Raw genomic sequence first — 16,930 nt, 5'->3', positions numbered from 1 at the left:
CCCGCGACCCCATGCGTGACAGGCATGTATTCTAACCAGCTGAACTACCGAACCTTTTTTGCATCGAACAACCGCTGTTGTTCTCAATTGCGGTGCAAAGATAGATAGTTTTTCTTATTATGCAATATTTCGGGATCGAAAAAATGGAAAAAATTGCGTTTTTCTTACGAAGAAAAATATTCTTGAGCGCCCGAAAACAAAGGGGTGCGGATGATTTATATTGAGGATGAACGGGTTATTAATAAAAGTAATAAAGTGTAAGCTAAAATTTCAATTAACAGTTTTGGAGTTTAAATTTTTCCTTATATTTGTGCCACATAATAGTTGTCAAATTTAATTTAACTTATAAGATAATGAACGTACCTGCAGAATTAAAGTACACTAAAGAACACGAATGGATTCGTGTTGAGGGTGAAGAAGCATATGTTGGTATCACTGACTATGCACAAAGTCAATTAGGTGACATCGTGTTTGTTGAGGTTGAGACCGAAGGTGACAACCTTGAGGCTGGAGATACTTTCGGTAGTATCGAGGCTGTAAAGACGGTTTCTGATTTGTATATGCCGATTGCCGGAGAGGTATTGGAATTCAACTCAGAGCTTGAAGATCAACCCGACTTGGTAAACAAAGATCCTTATGGAAAAGGTTGGATTATCAAGGTAAAAGTTGAAGACGAAGCACAATTAGACGGATTGTTAAGCGCTGACGCTTACAAGGCATCTATCTAATTTTATTGATAAAGGGGACTGTACGTGTTATCTCGATAAAGGGGTAACGGATACAGTCCCTTTATTTTTATTTCATGGTTGCAAAATTGAATGATCGTCATTTTCAATTTTCAATTTTCAATTCTCAATTGTTATGACATTAATAAAATCTATATCCGGTATCCGGGGAACTGTCGGTGGACGTCCGGGTGATAACCTAACTCCCTTGGATATTGTTAAATTTGTTTCGGCTTATGCCACTTGGTTGAAGACCGGGGCCGGGAAAACAAGAGCTAAAATCGTACTAGGCCGGGATGCCCGAATTTCCGGGGAGATGTATGCTAAATTAGTGGAGGCTACTTTGTCCGGTCTGGGGCATGACGTGGTGAATATCGGTTTGGCAACTACCCCAACCACGGAGATTGCCGTTACCGCAGAACAGGCTGACGGGGGAATTATCCTAACAGCCAGCCATAACCCGAAACAGTGGAATGCTTTAAAATTATTAAATAACCGGGGAGAATTCCTCTCTGCCGAGGATGGTGCAAAAGTCCTTCAGATGGCAGAACAGGAGTCGTTTGAATATGCGGAAGTGGACGAATTGGGTTCGATTACCCACAAGGATTACACGGATTACCATATTCAGCACGTGTTGGATCTAAAACTCGTGAACCGGGAGGCTATTGCCAAGGCGAATTTGAAAGTTGTCGTGGATGCGGTGAACTCCGTGGGAGGAACCGTGATTCCCGCTTTGTTGAAAGCTTTAGGTGTAAAAGAGGTTGTCGAGTTGAATTGCGAGCCTACGGGACGCTTTGCTCATAACCCGGAACCCATTCCGGAGAACCTGACCCAGATTTCAGAGAAGATCAAGGAGTGTGGGGCAGACTTGGGTATCGTGGTTGACCCGGATGTTGACCGTTTGGCATTAGTTTGCGAGAACGGTGAGATGTTCGTGGAAGAGTACACGCTGGTGGCGGTTGCCGACTACGTGTTGAAACATACTCCGGGAAATACCGTTTCTAATCTTTCTTCTTCTCGTGCTTTGCGGGACGTAACGTTGGCTCACGGACAACAATATAATGCTGCGGCCGTGGGAGAGGTGAACGTGGTGACTAAGATGAAAGAGACCAACACGGTGATTGGCGGTGAAGGAAACGGTGGAGTCATCTATCCGGAAAGCCATTACGGGCGTGATGCCTTGGTAGGTGTCGGTTTGTTCCTTTCTCATTTCGTGGCAGAAGGAAAGAGTATGACCGCTTTAAAGGCAACTTACCCGCAATATTTTATCTCAAAGAATAAGTTAACACTTTCTCCCGATATGGATGTCGATAAGATATTGGAGGGATTGAAAAAGAAATATGCCTCGGAAGAAATTACCGATATTGATGGTGTGAAAATTGATTTCAAGGACGGGTGGGTACACCTGCGAAAATCCAACACCGAACCGATTATCCGGATTTATTCCGAATCTAAAGACGAGGCTGCTGCCAATCAATTGGCAGAAGACGTTATAAAAGTAGCGAAGAGTTTGTATTGATGAAAAAGAGGGTGTGTCAAAAGTTATTTTATTTCAAAAAACTCCTCCGTCACTTCGTGCCACCTCCTCTATAAACAGAGGAGGAGCTGGTGACTCTTCCCGAAGACAGGGAGTATTTCAACTCTCCCTCTGTTTATAGAGGGAGTACCCCGAAGGGGGGAGGGAGTTTGAAAAATGACTTTTGACACACCCTCTTTTCATTCTATTCTTTCCCCCCGACACAATGTAGATCTATGCCGTATTCTGCAAATGCTTCTATCAAGTAGTCGCATTTCTTTTGAATTTGAGGGTAATTGGTATAAAGGGGATTTGCCTGTAATTCACTTTTTGTTTGGGTAAAAATGAATTCCAAGAAAGAATAAAAATCGTTGTCTTTATCTGGTGCTGTCCAATAATAAGGTTCCAAAAAATTCCAGTATGTGCCGTATTCTAAAAATCCTAATTGATACATGACCTCTTCATCATACCATTGATTTCCGGAAGAGTAGGGATTTGTTGTACCATTTTTGGCGTCTTCGGATATGAGAGAATAGGAGGCAAATGTGTTTAAAATATTGCTATACTCTATTTTGGCGATAATATCATTGTATGGATTCATCAAGAATTGAATAAACGTACGATTCAAAGCAACTTTTAATCTTTCCCGGTATTCCGGTTTTTGTATACGTTGTGCGAAATCCTTATCCACGTGTGGTAACGTAATATGGTCGATCCCTCTCACCATATATCCTCTCTTAAAGTCCATACCGCCTTGACTGATCGTGTCCCATAACGGCACATAATTGTTGTTTTGGTATAGCATTCCGGCCATAAGAATCTTTGCGGGGAATAGTTCCTTCTTTACTTCGTCCGAGTACAAGTCAAAGAAGTCTTCCTTCAAAAACAGTACGGCTGCACGAATACCTTCCTCTTCGGCTTCCACTTTCACGTCATAGACAACATCATTACTACTGGAGGTGAAATGGTAATTGAGGTCTGCGTTGGAGAACCTGTAGAGGACGGAAGTTCCGTAATTGTTATTCCATTCCACGATCTGGTCGTCGAAATCGTGATCTCCTTGTGGAAGATCGAACCGATTGTCTTTTTTCTCGGAGATATCCAAATCATCCTCGTTGTTGCAGGAATATAGTGCGGAAACGAGTAATATTCCTAACAGTAATATATGTAAGTTTATTTTCATAGTTTTTCGTTTTATTAATTCAATGCCGGATTACTTTCTTTGTGAGATTTCATGATGGGTAACACCCATTTAGAACTTGCTGTTCCAATTTCAACGGAATATTCATCTCCGGGAGAGGTTGATTCGTCAACACTATGAGAGAAGGATTTCATCCCGTAGCGTCGCAAATCAAACCAGCGCATACCTTCGAAACAAAATTCCCTGCGACGTTCTTCTCTACACGTTTCGATTAAATTCTCGGCATTATTGTTGAACGTGCTGCTGGTCCAAGCTTGAGTGCTGTAATTTTTAATGCGTTTCTCTCTTATCGAGTTTAAATCGGATACTGCTTTTGCAAAGTATTCATTTTGTCCGGCCTTCGCCATCTGTGCATAAGCCTCTGCCCGGTTCAGGTAAACTTCACTCAGACGTAAGCATGCTCCAAATTCAAGTTGATTAGAAAATTTGGATAGCTTTTTTTGATCTCTTTCTTCATTGTATGGGCATAGATAACCATTCCAACGTTGGTCGTCATCTGCAAAGCAATTTCGTAACGCATCAGATGCCATAAAGCATTCGGTGGTGTATTCTGCTTTCACGATTTGATATTCATTCTCGCTTGCATAATAGAATATGATCTCGGAGTTATTTAACGTGAATGGGTACGGAAATCCCCCAAGGCTAATAGCTGCCGGATAATCTATGGGAGTCATGTCATATAAGGCAAGGTTACTTCCGGGTGTAGAGAATACGCTGGTTGCGTGTTCTGCTGCTTTTTCCCAGTTTTCCATGAAAAGATAGTAGCGGCTTGCCAATAAATGTGCGGCGTTCATCCCGATACGGAATTTAGAACCCGTGGCGTTGATTTCGGTCAATAGGTTGATCCCTTTTTCCACATCCGAGATTATTGCTGCATAAACTTCGGCTACCGTGCTACGAGGAACGGAATTCTGGTCAATGGTACTACTTAATTTCAATGGGATTCCCGCTGCTTTTCCTTGTGGGGCATTGGGTGCGTTGTAAGGATAGGCATAGAGGTTGATAAGGTTGAAATAATGGAACGAACGTAATATGCGAGCTTCTCCCTCTACTCTTTTTTTCGTTTTGCTTTCTCCGCTTACCTCGTTGATCATGTCTAAAACAACATTGCATCCCGCGATCATTTTGTAAAGAGTCGCGTAGGAATCCACTTCGATACTTGTAATGCCGGTAGTCGGGTTAGGTAGGTTATTGAAGTCGTCGAACATATTTTCATTGTTCTCCACGGAACGTCCGCCCCATAAATACAGGGGACTGTATTTCGTCACGACCGGTTTGGCGTTATTGGATGTGATGTATTGGGTTACGTCGTCATCCAGTAAATTCAAGTAGGGCATTAGCGTAAAGTCTCGTCTGGGATAGCCTTCGTATGCCAGTAGCTGATCCAAGTCTTCGATCGTGAAAGGAATGACTTCGTCTTGAGAAGATTCTTCGAGAAAGTCACTACAAGACCATAGTCCAATAATGGCTAAAAGTAGAATGCTTTTTTGTATTATATTTTTCATGGTAATTGAATTTTTCAGATTAGAAACCCAAACTTATACTTAGCGAGAATTTGCGCTGACGATCAATAACCGGAAGAACCGTGGTCGCACTGGTACTTAAAGTTTCCGGATCTTGTTTACCCAGTCCTTTACTTTTGATAATAAACGGATCGGTAACGGTTAGTGCGAACGTTAAGTTTGTAAGTCTTAATTGATCCAGTATATCTTTCGGTAAAGCATACGTTAGGGAAATATTATTACATCTCAGATGATTGGCCTTTACCACCCGTAAATCAGATAGGTTATACATCTGATAACGATAAATTTCACCTTTGTTGCTTAAACTGAGTGAGTTATCCGGGAGATAGTCTGCTAAATTCTCATCCGAAGATAATATGGCCGGTATATTCGTGTATTTCTCATCACCCGGTTGTCTCCAACGTTTATTGAGTTCTGTGCTTGCATTTTTTTCCGGATCGGGGATACGTAGCTGTCCGATGCCTCCTCTGGTAGCCTGACTTCTCATGAAAGGATTCAGACGTTTATGATGTCCTAGCTGGAAGTTAAACGTGGCAGATAACGTGAATTGTTGGTACCGGAAGTTCGTGGATAATCCACCGCTGAACACAGGATCTTTTACCCCGCTGTAAACCATGTAATCAAGTAGGGTACCCGATTCAACCCTTGTTTTAGTTCCGGGTGTTTGGTCGATGATTGCAAATTGAGGGACTCCTTTGTCCGATAAACCGATATACGGGAATGACCAGAAACTGTTTAAAGCAAAGCCTTCGATAATGACACTACCATCGGTAATTTTTTCAAGCGTGGCGTTGTCCTCGTTATCTTTTACCTCGTTACGGTTAAAGCCGGAAGTTGCGCTGATACTCCATCTGATGTTTTTTGTCTGCACGGGGATAACGGTCAACGATACGTCGTAACCTTTATTGATGATGGAACCGTTATTAATTGCCATGTTTGAAGTTCCGTTCTCCACGGGTATATTCACGTAGGTGATAGCGTCAACCGTTTTTTTGTAGTAGTAGTCAATGCTTCCGTATATCCGGTTGTTTAGAATAGAGAGTTCGATACCGCCATTGAAACTGTTGGTCTTTTCCCATTTCAGGTCTTTGTTCGGGAGGTTCTTGATCGACAGGAATTGATCGCCCGTCAATACGTCCGGTGCAATGTTGAAATTGGCGATCAGATAGGGACTGATATCCGGGGCTTTTCCTTGAGATCCGTAGGATGCTTTCAACGTCAAGTTGGATAACCATCCAAACTGGCGCATGAAGTTCTCTTCACTTACATTCCATCTGATTCCGGCTGATAGAACGGGGTTAAAGCGATTGTTCGTGTTCTGCCCGAATTTGTTGGATGCGTCTTGTCTGAAACTGAAAGATAACGTGTACTTGCTAGCATAAGAGTATCCCAGTGTTGCATAGAAAGACATGTAGTTTTCAATCTGATCCGTGAGAGTGATTGAGTGGCGGTCTTGATATGCAGGTACATTCGCTGTTTCTCTATATTGACAATCAGGATAAATGCTTAAAATGTAATCTCTGTTGGCTTGTTGACTGTAATTGTAGTCCACGCTTTTACCTCTGTTAGGCATGTAGCCGTATTCAACGCCACTCTGTCCGATGTAACTGTTTCCTCGAACTTCATGTCCCAAGGCAACATTGAGGGCATGGTTCCCTTCTTCATCAAGTATTTTTCCGTAATTCAGTTGGTTACGCACCGTGTAGCTTTGTTGGTTTGTTGAATTGTAATTCAAAATACCACCATAAGGTAACACGGAGGCCAAGGTTAACCATGAGTCGGATTCTCCGGTTACAAGTTCTCCATAATTGGCTCCCCGGATTTTTGAAACTGTATAAGAATGGTCATCTGCCCAAACGTTAGCCTCTGAACTGTTTCTGGTAAATGCGGTAGTTAATTCATACTTGATTTCCGGTGTAATATTCCAGATCAAGTTACCTGTAATTTGGAATTTCGTATTCTTATTCTCGTTTCCGGTGTGTTCTAATTCATTCAAGAAATTGTAGCGAATATCTCTTTTAATTGCAGTGCCATTATCCAATTCGAAGTAGGCTTTTGATTCATTGATGGTATACCATTCGTCCGGGGCTAATATCCGGCTGGTATTCAGAGCATAATCTTCCGGGTTGACTCCCGTGTAGTAAGCGTTCGTCTCGGATTGACTGGCAGAGAATTGAAATTTAGTACGTAAATTATCCCGTAGTTTTGCATCCACACTGAAGTTGACCGTTTTATTGCTTTGGTCATTTCCCTTGTAGCTACTCAATGATTTGTTGAAACCCACGGAACCGTAAAAATTGAGCTTGTCGTTTCCACCGCTTAGGCTTAATGAATAATTCTGACTGACAGCGTTACGGGCGAGGATTTTGAACCAGTCCGTGTTTTGTTTTTCCATGCGGGTTACTTTTTCATTGAACTCGTCCATGGAAATCTCCTTATTCATCAGTTGGAGATAAGCTCCTTCGTAACCTACATTTTGAGGGAATTGGCTAAAGGGTACTCCGGACTCCACGATTTCTTTAGATAAAGCAATACGATCGGCAGAATTCATCCGGTCCGTTTGTCCATACGTTCTTCTAGGAGTCAGGGAAATATCCGTTCTGAAATTAACATTAATTCTTCCGTTCGTGTTAGAACCTCTTTTCGTGGTGATTACGATAACCCCGTTGGCGGCCTTTACCCCGTAAATAGCTGTGGCCGACGCGTCCTTCAAGAACGTGATACTTTCAATGTCGTCCGGGTTAAGGCCGGAAATACTACTCCCGGAAATACTTGCCATTGAGCTACTGAGGTCTCCGGAACTAAGAATGTCATTTAACTGTGCTCCGGCAAAGGGGAGAGGGTCTTCTTGAATGATACCGTCAATAACCCATACCGGGGAGGCATTCCCGATCACCGTGGAAGTTCCGCGCACTCTCACTTGAGGGGATGTTCCGATCATTCCCGAGGGAATCGTGATACTTACTCCGGGGACAACTCCTTGAAGGGCAGCATCAATACTGGTCACTCCGGCAACACGTATATCATCGCCTTTCACCGTGAAAGTCGAACCGACAACTTCATGTTTTTTCAGCGTCTGGTACCCGGTAACGACTACTTCTTCCAAAGCCTTGGTATCTTCTTTCAAGGTAATTTTGTAAGGAACCTGTTTGGCATTTACGACTACTTCCTGTGATTTCATTCCCACGAATGAAAAGATGAGCGTGCTACCTTCCGGTACCGTGATCATAAATTTTCCGTCATTGTCGGAAAGTACTCCCACGCCTTTTTGCCCTTTCACGGTAACGGTAACAGAAGGGAGCGTGATACCGGTTTCGTCATATATTGTTCCCGTTACTTTTATTTCTTTATTCTGTGCGAACACGTTGTTCGATAAGGCGAGCAACAAGATAAATAATATCTGGGTTACGGATAGTTTTATATATGTAAGTTTCATTTGAACTTTCGTTTAAATTAATAAAGGTATTTAGGTGAAGCCTTAACTTCCAGAGTAATGTATCCGTCTTTACCGGGTACCAATTCTTTGACACGGAATACGGCTTTGTTCGTGTCGTAGAGGTTTCTGTCAGGCCATTGGCTAAATCTTTGCAAGTTAATAACATAAATACCTTCCCATGTCGGATGTGTACTTTCTGTTATACTCACTCCATATGTAATGTCTGTCGTGTATTTGTATACATCGATGTAAGTTTGAGATGCCGAGATACTAGCTTGAATAAATCCAAGTTTATTTTGTGCGTAACTTCCTTCTGTAATGGCTGCATTTAAAGTTGGGATTCTGTAAGGAGCCATGATATCATATTGATTCATGATAAAACCCCAACTGGCAGACGTATTATGCGTTCCGAGTAAGGGATATAAGCGTTGCTCACGGTAATATGTTTCCACTTCATCCTCTTCACCATAGAAATAACACAATTCGATTTCCATGAGTTCTTCCATGCTCATTTGTTGAACTTGTGCCAATGTGAAAACTTCTCCCGTGCTAAGTTTAAGAAAATGGCCATGTTCCGTGTTGCCTTGCGCTCCTAGGGTCACCGTATAGGATTTTAATTCATCAGCGACCAAGATGGTAATCGTTTTATTAATCAACTGTTTCGGTTGGTTATTGTCTTTACATACCACTTGAAAATTATACGTCTGGTAATGTGATCCTTCTTCCGGCAGATAATCATTTGCCCGGAACGAGTAGGAATACTGGCTCTTGTTGTGTAACTCGGTCGAATCCATCGTCAGCGGGAAACCTTTCAGGTATGTTCCGGCATTATCCTTGACGTACAACTCTTGGATGAATCCTTTGTTTGCGATAAAATCGATGTCAATTTTGACCTCTTCTCCGGGGGAGACAACGATTGAATCTTTTTCCACCCCGTTTAATTTCACGACGAGACTCGGGCGAGGAGGCAACTCGTGGAGTTCTTTGACACATCCTTGACAGAAAGTCAGGAAGAGGCAAATGATTAACAAATAGTTTCTTGTTCTCATAAAATTGGTTTTAAGGTTTAATGATTGGTCTGATAATTTCTCTGTCATTAAATTGATTTTAGTTTATATTATTGTTTAAAAAATAAATTCTGCACTGATCGAATAATTTTGTTGTCGTTTCATTGTCGGGGTGTACGAATCGGCATTCATGCTCATCACTTCGGGATCTTGATCTCCCAGACGGTGATTCTTGATGATAAACGGGTTAGTTACCGTTATACCCAAGTTTATTTCTGCGACGCGGGGGATCTTCGTTTGGTAATTTAACGAAATTCGGTTGCAGCGTAAATGACTGGCGGATACTACCCGCTCCGTACTCCGGTTATATAGTGAATAACGATACACGGTGTTATAATTTCCCAAGCTCAGCGAGTTATCCGGTAAATACTGGGACACGTCTTCATCTCGTGTGGATAGGGCGGGAATACGGGTGCGTGTCTCGTCTCCCGGTTGTTGCCAACGATTCAGTAATTCTGTGGATGCGTTCACGTCAGCTCCCGGGATGGACAACATTCCATTGGTGGAACTTGTGATAAACGGGTTAAGACGCTTGTAGTGTCCCAATTGATAATTGAATACGGCATTCAGCGTGAAACGTTTATAACGTACGGTCGTGCTGATCCCGCCCGAAACACGGGGTTCACTGTCCCCGCTGTACACGAGGTAATCGAGCAAAGAACCGGACACCTTTTGCATTTCTCCCCCGACTTGATCCATGACGGCAAATAGCGGGGCCCCGTTTTTAGGCGATAGCCCGATGAAGGGAATTGACCAAAATCCCGATACCGGAAACCCGTCCAGCGCGGCGTTCCCGTTCGTGAAGCGCTCTAGGGCAGGCTCATCCGTGTAACTCCTTTTTAAAATATCTTTCATATAGGCTGCCGTGAAATTAACCGTCCAGCTCCACTCTCGTGTGGAGAGTGGCGATAACTTGACCTGTAATTCATATCCCTCGCTATCAATGGCACCGCTGTTGATGTACATTTTGCGGAACCCGTTTTCAATCGGGATCTCTTTTTCCACCACGATGTCCGAGGTCTCTTTCTTGTAATAATCGAATGAAACTTCCATGCTATTTTGGAATAGCGATAGGTCAATCCCGACATTCCAAGATAATGTCTTCTCCCATTTCAAATCGGGATTGGGAAGTTGTTCCAGTTGCAGGTAACTCTCGTCCGTGATCGGATCACTCGGCACGTGGCTGACAAGTGCTTTCGGTGATACGTTGGAAACTACATTTCCCTGTTTCCCGTAAGAAACCCGCAACGTGCTTGCGTTCAACCACGGTTTGGAGGGGAACCACTTCTCTTGGTGCATATCCCAGCGCACTCCGGTGGACCAGACGGGGTAGAAACGATTGTTCGTGTGTTTGCCGAAACGGTTGGACGCGTCGTTTCTGACGTTGATGCACACCGTGTAGCGGCTGTCGTACGTGTAACCGATCGTGCCGTACTCGGAGAACGTGTTTTCCACCCGGTCAACGAGTGTCATGTCATGTTCCGTTTCGGGCGTGTCGGATGATTCGACAAGTTCAATTCCGGGGAATTGTTCCTTCACCTGTTGAAACTTGTCTGCCGGGGAACGGTAATCTTGTAATAGTGTACTCCTTTTCCCTCTCACGTATCCCCATTCAATTCCTTGTTTCCCGTCATATTTATTTTTCCGGGTTTCGATACCGAGTGTCGCGGTTATCGAATGGAAAGTCTCTTTTCCCCACGTTTTCCGGAAGTTGATTTGTCCCTTCACCGTGAGGGAACGACGGGTGTGTCGTGTATAGTCAAGGATACCTCCTGTCGGGAGCGGGCTGATGTATTCCATGAGATTCTGAACCTCTTCGGGAAGCGTGGCATTATAGTCGCATCCCCGGAGTAAGGCGACGTTCCATGATTGTGCGTCTGCCCACAACTGGCTGTCGTTCGTTCCTTGTGAGTACGCGGGTGTAACCGTTATATTCAGGTAGGGGAGGAAATTCCAAGTGAATTGCGCGTTCACGTTGACTTCCGAAGTTTTGTTATCGTTACCCGTGTGTTGTAATTCGTGCAGCATATTGAAATGGACACTGTTTCTGACGAATTGATATATCCCGTTTTTTCGGTATGACAGTGAAGTTGCCTTACCCTTCGTGTAAAACTGATCGCTGGTAACCGTGCGACTGGTCGTCAGGGCATATTGCTCCGGGTTAATTCCCGTGTAATAACCGGAAGTCGCGATGTGATACCCGGAAAGGTTCACTGCGATTTTGAATTTCGGTGACGAGTTGTAATTGAAATTCAGCATTCCGGTAAAAGTCTCCCGGTCATTCCCGATGTACGCGCTGTTTTCCTTCCTATACCCGAAAGAGGAATAGTAAGCCATCCCGTCCTTTCCCGAGTTGAAACTGACGTGGTAATTCTGGCTGATGGCGGTTCTACCCAGTGCCTTGAACCAGTCGGTATTTGTTTTCTCCAGCCGGGTAACTTCCTCGTTAAATTCAGCGTGGGAAATCTCTTTGTTGATCATTTTCATGTAAGCGGCCTCGTACCCGATTCCATCCGGAAAGCTGGGTAACGGGATTCCCGCTTCAATCATTTCTTTCGATAATTTGACCCGTTGTGCCGAGTTCATCACCTTGGCGTTGCGATAGGTGGGTATAGGGCTGAACGTGATGTCACTTCGGAATCTCACGCTTGGCTGATCGGAACGCCCTTGTTTAGTCGTGATAACGATTACCCCGTTGGAGGCCCTGATCCCGTAAATGGCCGTGGCGGAAACATCCTTTAACAGCGTGATGCTGGCAATGTCGTCCACGTTTATTCCCGACAAGTTGTTGCCCATGATGCTGGAACGTGCCGAGTTGCTGAGATCGTTCTCGTTCAACAGGTCGTAAAGCGTGTTCCGGTCAAAAGGCCAGATGTTTTCCCGGATGATTCCGTCCACCACGATCAGTGGTTCCGGGTTACCGATAATCGTTGAGGTTCCTCGCACTTTCATGCGTCCCGTGGAGCCGATATTTCCGGAAGGAATCATGATTTCCAACCCGTTCAGTGCGCCTTGGAAGGTGGCCTCTAGGGAGGTTGCTCCCGGGGTGCGTATGTCTTTGGCGTTGACCGTGGAGGTCGCTCCGGTCATTTCGTTTTTGGCGATGACTTGGTAGCCGTTCACGATCACGTCTTCCATTTCCGAAATATCTGTCTCTAAGACAATCGTGTATGAATCATCTCGAGTGATCGGGATGTAACAGGTCTTTTTGCCCACGTAACTCGTGATGAGTATCGTGTTTTCTCCTTCCGGAATCCGGATAGAGAATTGTCCGTTTTTGTCTGAAATAGTTCCCCGGTTACTTCCTTTCACCAAAATGGTGGCCGAGGGGAGCGTGATTCCGTCCTCGTCCCGGATGACTCCCTTTATGGTACGCATTGCGGGGATGGGAATCGTGTTCTTTTTCGTGATAATGATGGTTTGATTATAGATGCGAAAATCCAGCGGGAGTCCTTGCAGGCAGAAGGTCAGGACTTCCTGTAGCTCCGTTTCGTCAAAATGAACGGATCGGCGGCTGTCGATTTCTTTTACATCTTTCATCTGGTACATCATGTCATATTTTGTCTTTTTCTTAATCTTTTTCAACACCTCTTCCAGCGTGGCGTTATTCATGTGAATGCTGATTTTTTGAGCCCATACTTCCCTTGAAGTCCCCAACAGGACCACAAAAATTGTCAAGAGAATGAATTTTCTAGCACCCATCACCATCGTTTATTAGGAAAACACTAAATTATTTCATAGCTTTGTAATGGTTTTAAGGTTAATTTATTGGTCAATATTTTAATCTGTTATAATTGAGGGATGGTGTCAACATCCCTCGATTTATTTATATACCCGGATTTCGTTCCCGTCCTTTTTGAACTTGACGCCCGTGGCCATGTGAATAATTTTCAAAATGTCTTCATATCCTTTGTCTCGTTGAATGGAGATAAAGCATTTTATATCTTGTAGTTCCGGGTCGTCAAACGTGACGTTCAAGGCGAAACTTCTCCCGATGATGGTCATGATGCTACCCAGATCGACATCTTCGAATGTAAATTCGCCTCTGCGCCAAGCTGTTTGCTCTTCCACGTCCACGGAATCCACTTGCAACACGCCTTCCCGCGGTTGGAATCGGGCTTGCAATCCGGGGGTCAGCACGGTTGTCCGTGTTGTCGTGTCCGTCTGGGAATGGCAGGTAACGGCAACTTTCCCGGTTAACAGGGTGGTGGTCACTACCGGATCTTCGGGATAAGCTGTCATGTTGAACGTGGTTCCGAGTACCCTGACATCCATTGACTTGCTTTTCACGATAAAGGGAACACCGGAATGTGTCACGTCGAAATAGCCTTCCCCGGAAAGTTCAACGACACGGGCATCTTTCCCGAACACGGACGGGAAAACAAGCGTGCTACCCGCGTTCAGATGAACGTTTGTCCCGTCACTTAACTGGAGAGAGTACTCCGTGCCTTCCGGAACGACCAGTTTGTTGGGAGAGACGTGGGCTGACTCCTTCTCGTGTTGGAAAGAGACCTTTCCTTCGTTCGTGTTGATGATCCTCAACCCGTTGTAGTCCATTTGCATTTGCCGGTTCAGTTCGACCTGTTTCCCGTCATCCAGTACGAGATAGGCACTTTGTGCCAGCAAACCGGATCGCGGGTCTGTTCCCCCGGTGGTTTGGTAAAAGTAGTACCCTACTCCCAACATCACGAGGCAGGCCACGGCAGCCGCGTATTTGTAGACCACGGACAACCGTCGTGCGGGACGTGTGGCGGCGATGAATTTGTTTAACGCTTTTTCCGTGTCGAAACTGTCGTGTCGTTTTATATTTTCATGCAGCCGTGCGGGGATTCCCACCTCCTCGCGGAGTCGGGGGGAATCAGGTGCCACTTGTTCCCAATCACCGTTCGATAGTGCCTGTTCTATCTGTCGGGCGATCCTTCGGGCTTCGTTTATTTTATTTTCGACTTCTTCCATCTCTGTTCGTTTTGTTATTAAAACAATTCATGTCGGGAAAGTGTCTAAAGAAAAATGATATTTTTTTATCTTTTCGTGTTTTTGTTGTTTCCGAACATATTCCGGGGGATGGGGATAACGAGGGGTAAAAGAAGGGATGTAATTGGGATATACTGACCCGTAGGGTGCTTGTTGGGCGGCTGTTAGGTGACTGTTAGGCGCCATCGCCCGATTGTCGCCCGATTATCGCCCGATTATCGCCGCCATTTTAAGAGAGTTTAAGTAAATATAACAGACGGGGCTGGCACGTTATTTTAGGCAATTATAACTCTACGGTTGTGCAACCGGGATTTCCCGTGCCGGTTTATCCTGATTTTAACCCCGGTAAAGGGGATGTTAGTGGAGGTGGGGTTAATTATTTTGTTGCAGGAAAAGCACGAGTAGCGCATATAGTTCCGGGGAAACCATTTTTTTCAATAGCGATATACCCCGCTGTTTTTGTGATCTGACCGTGCTGGATGAGGCCCCGGTCAGGGTGGAAATCTCGGTACTGTTGTACCCTTGCATCACGAGTTCCATAATTTTGGCACATTCGCCCGGAAGGTGGCGGATGTAGTCGGATAATAAACTGATAATTTCCGTCTCGACAATCGTGTCCCACGTTTGTTCGTCGGTTTCTTCTTGGACAAGGTTCTGGGCATGTTCCAGAACGATGTTATGGTGTTTGATGTAGTTCAGGCAACTGTTACGGGCCGAGAGGTAGAGGTAGGATTTCAGCGCAAGATAATTTTCGAAATGATTCTCCTTTTCCCATAGCCGGATGAACACGTCTTGAGCGACATCTTCGGCAACATCCGTGTCTTTCAGGATTTTGCTGGAATAGTAAGCAATATCTTGAAAATATTCTCGGAACAGTTGTTTGAATGCCTCGTGATCGCGGGAATTTAGTCTGTTCAAAAATGTTATGTCTGTTTCGGATGATTTCATACCACTGCAAACTTATAGATTTTTGGACGATCTTGTATAGATTGTCATTAAAAAAATGTGATGGAAGGTGCATTTATTATTTTTTGATCGTTTTAGACACTTGCACCGGGTGAGTTGTTTTTACGATATGATTGAATAAATCAACCTTAAAACCAAATTGATTTTTTTATGAAGAAAGTATTGTTTTGTATTGTATGTTTGAACATGGCCTTGCTGTGTTTCGGGCAACCGGTGAAAATAAAACTGGTGGCGGAGCGGGAGGCTTTTGTCGTGTTCGGGAACGAGCGTTATGATTTGAAAAAGGGAGAAACCCGTTGGATTACGTTGGAGGGAGAGGATATGTACGGGAAAAGGTTGTTGGCAAACGAGGAGTGTTTTTTGTTTTTAGAGGCCGGGGATTTCTTGGAAGTCGTTTTGCATGAAAACCGGGGGGTGGAGTTGAAGGATGACGGGAGTTTATGCGCGGATCGGAATAATTGGTTGCGGAAAGTAGATTTGTTGAAACAGAGGTTGCAGTTTGCACGCGTTATGCCGCAATTGTTGCCCAAGGAATACGAGGGGTTGAATCTGGAGAGGGTGTGCGACTCTTTGAATGTTTGGTTGGCGACTTATCTGGAAAAGTATCCTGCCGATCGGAAAAATTTCGAGAAGGTGATGCGGACAGAGTTTAAGTACTACCGTCTGTTGGAAGCGAATGGCATCAAGTCTTCAAGGGCAACTTTTCAGGAATTTTCCGGGGAGATGTTGGCTCGCTTATCTGAAGTGATCCCGGATGCAGAAGATGATCGGGTGGTTTATTCTCCTTCTTACTGGCGTGCTGTGGAGGTGTACGTGGATTATTTACGGATCGAGGATCCCCGTAAGTTGCAAGGACGGGGGGACCGGATATACGAGAATGAGGTGAAGTTGGCAACGTATTTCCCGAAAGGTGCGGTGAGGGATAAAATAGCTTACACGAATTTGGATAATATCCTTTACTGGGTGCGGCCGGATCGTCGAGGAGATTTTGATAAATGCGTGAAACGATTGGCTCCCCGTTATGCTGACGTGTTACGGGGGAAGTTGAATAAACAGGACGCTGATCGGAAGGCGCGGAAGTTGGTGCCGGAAAACTTGTATCCCGTGTTATCGGGGGAGACCATGAACGGGGAGAGGGTGGATTTGTCTTCTTTCAAGGGATCGTGGATTTTGCTGGACGTGTGGGCTACGTGGTGCGGTCCGTGTTGTAATGAAATTCCGTTTCTGGCAAAGATGGAAGAACGTTTGCAGGGACGGAATATAGAATTCGTGTCGTTGTCCGTGGACAAGGCCGCCGACCGGGAGAAATGGATAAAAATGGTGCGGGAAAAAGAGATGAAAGGAGTACAATTACGATTGACTGGTAAGAAAAGTGAGTTGAACGAGACGTTGTGTATCAGTGGGATACCGCATTTTGCTATTATTGATCCCACGGGGAAACTGGTGTGGAACGGTTTGCCCGGTGTTTCTTACGGGCTGATTTACCGGATACTGAAAGAGGTTCCGATGAGATAAGATGTAC

The 16,930-nt window shown here is 44.6% G+C and carries 10 protein-coding genes; 3 read left to right on the top strand and 7 right to left on the bottom strand.

The annotated features are described in order from the left end of the window. The first annotated feature begins 353 nt into the window (after positions 1-353). Together gcvH and glmM are read left to right on the top strand one after the other, a co-directional pair. The gene (gene gcvH, locus QVC79_RS15005) at positions 354-728 is read left to right on the top strand and encodes a glycine cleavage system protein GcvH (protein ID WP_270593155.1); all 375 of its coding nucleotides are present in this window, start codon (positions 354-356) and stop codon (positions 726-728) included. Between the two features lie 133 nt (positions 729-861). Next, a complete protein-coding gene (glmM, locus tag QVC79_RS15000; protein ID WP_124317385.1) occupies positions 862-2,244 on the top strand; it encodes a phosphoglucosamine mutase in 1,383 nt (460 codons plus the stop codon). Positions 2,245-2,446: 202 nt separating this feature from the next. Here the strand turns inward: glmM and QVC79_RS14995 are convergent, their stop codons facing one another. The 7 genes from QVC79_RS14995 to QVC79_RS14965 all read right to left on the bottom strand — a co-directional run bounded on the left by QVC79_RS14995 (position 2,447) and on the right by QVC79_RS14965 (position 15,390). Then, positions 2,447-3,424 (bottom strand): hypothetical protein, encoded by a 978-nt coding sequence (locus QVC79_RS14995; protein WP_270593156.1) that lies wholly within the window; start codon positions 3,422-3,424, stop codon positions 2,447-2,449. A gap of 14 nt (positions 3,425-3,438) precedes the next feature. Continuing rightward, positions 3,439-4,947, bottom strand: a complete 1,509-nt coding sequence (locus QVC79_RS14990) for a RagB/SusD family nutrient uptake outer membrane protein (protein WP_270593157.1) — start codon at positions 4,945-4,947, stop codon at positions 3,439-3,441. 19 nt (positions 4,948-4,966) lie between these two features. After that, complete coding sequence (locus tag QVC79_RS14985) at positions 4,967-8,401, bottom strand: SusC/RagA family TonB-linked outer membrane protein (protein ID WP_270593158.1); 3,435 nt, start codon at positions 8,399-8,401, stop codon at positions 4,967-4,969. 17 nt (positions 8,402-8,418) lie between these two features. Beyond that, positions 8,419-9,450 carry a hypothetical protein gene (locus QVC79_RS14980; RefSeq protein ID WP_270593159.1) on the bottom strand — a complete coding sequence of 344 codons (1,032 nt, stop codon included), beginning with the start codon at positions 9,448-9,450 and terminating at the stop codon, positions 8,419-8,421. Positions 9,451-9,525: 75 nt separating this feature from the next. Next, positions 9,526-13,170 carry a SusC/RagA family TonB-linked outer membrane protein gene (locus QVC79_RS14975; RefSeq protein WP_287642505.1) on the bottom strand — a complete coding sequence of 1,215 codons (3,645 nt, stop codon included), beginning with the start codon at positions 13,168-13,170 and terminating at the stop codon, positions 9,526-9,528. A 120-nt stretch (positions 13,171-13,290) separates the two neighbouring features. Further along, positions 13,291-14,424: a FecR family protein gene (locus QVC79_RS14970; RefSeq protein WP_270593161.1), complete on the bottom strand. Its 1,134-nt coding sequence runs from the start codon at positions 14,422-14,424 to the stop codon at positions 13,291-13,293. A gap of 390 nt (positions 14,425-14,814) precedes the next feature. Next, complete coding sequence (locus tag QVC79_RS14965; protein ID WP_270593162.1) at positions 14,815-15,390, bottom strand: RNA polymerase sigma factor; 576 nt, start codon at positions 15,388-15,390, stop codon at positions 14,815-14,817. Between the two features lie 168 nt (positions 15,391-15,558). On the opposite strand from QVC79_RS14965, the gene QVC79_RS14960 reads away from it, so the two are divergent. Beyond that, positions 15,559-16,923, top strand: a complete 1,365-nt coding sequence (locus QVC79_RS14960; RefSeq protein ID WP_270593163.1) for a TlpA family protein disulfide reductase — start codon at positions 15,559-15,561, stop codon at positions 16,921-16,923. Positions 16,924-16,930 lie beyond the last annotated feature (7 nt).

Origin of the sequence: Butyricimonas sp. (assembly GCF_019423355.1) — a bacterium.
GTDB lineage: Bacteria > Bacteroidota > Bacteroidia > Bacteroidales > Marinifilaceae > Butyricimonas > Butyricimonas faecihominis.
The sequence above is the reverse complement of the archived record's forward strand: the minus strand, read 5'-3'. Positions and strand labels throughout refer to the sequence as shown.

Coding starts and splice junctions, on each gene's coding strand:
- glmM (WP_124317385.1), top strand. CDS start 862: ATGACATTAATAAAATCTATATCCGGTATCCGGGGAACTGTCGGTGGA.
- QVC79_RS14970 (WP_270593161.1), bottom strand. CDS start 14,424: ATGGAAGAAGTCGAAAATAAAATAAACGAAGCCCGAAGGATCGCCCGA.
- QVC79_RS14995 (WP_270593156.1), bottom strand. CDS start 3,424: ATGAAAATAAACTTACATATATTACTGTTAGGAATATTACTCGTTTCC.
- QVC79_RS14980 (WP_270593159.1), bottom strand. CDS start 9,450: ATGAGAACAAGAAACTATTTGTTAATCATTTGCCTCTTCCTGACTTTC.
- QVC79_RS14990 (WP_270593157.1), bottom strand. CDS start 4,947: ATGAAAAATATAATACAAAAAAGCATTCTACTTTTAGCCATTATTGGA.
- QVC79_RS14985 (WP_270593158.1), bottom strand. CDS start 8,401: ATGAAACTTACATATATAAAACTATCCGTAACCCAGATATTATTTATC.
- QVC79_RS14960 (WP_270593163.1), top strand. CDS start 15,559: ATGAAGAAAGTATTGTTTTGTATTGTATGTTTGAACATGGCCTTGCTG.
- QVC79_RS14965 (WP_270593162.1), bottom strand. CDS start 15,390: ATGAAATCATCCGAAACAGACATAACATTTTTGAACAGACTAAATTCC.
- gcvH (WP_270593155.1), top strand. CDS start 354: ATGAACGTACCTGCAGAATTAAAGTACACTAAAGAACACGAATGGATT.
- QVC79_RS14975 (WP_287642505.1), bottom strand. CDS start 13,170: ATGGGTGCTAGAAAATTCATTCTCTTGACAATTTTTGTGGTCCTGTTG.